At 55.3% G+C, this 399-nt stretch carries 1 rRNA gene; it reads right to left on the bottom strand.

Going from position 1 to position 399, the window contains the following annotated elements:
• Positions 1-399 (bottom strand): 16S ribosomal RNA (locus AC1DKN_RS21050); the annotation flags it as partial.

Below are 399 nucleotides of genomic sequence, written 5' to 3' on the forward strand. Positions count from 1 at the left end.
CCTTGCGGCCGTACTCCCCAGGCGGTCGACTTAACGCGTTAGCTCCGGAAGCCACGCCTCAAGGGCACAACCTCCAAGTCGACATCGTTTACGGCGTGGACTACCAGGGTATCTAATCCTGTTTGCTCCCCACGCTTTCGCRCCTCAGTGTCAGTATCAGTCCAGGTGGTCGCCTTCGCCACTGGTGTTCCTYCMYATMTCTACGCATTTCACCGCTACACAGGAAATTCCACCACCCTCTACCATACTCTAGCTCGACAGTTTTGAATGCAGTTCCCAGGTTGAGCCCGGGGATTTCACATCCAACTTAACGAACCACCTACGCGCGCTTTACGCCCAGTAATTCCGATTAACGCTTGCACCCTCTGTATTACCGCGGCTGCTGGCACAGAGTTAGCC

The organism is Arthrobacter sp. 01N444 (genome assembly GCF_056399305.1).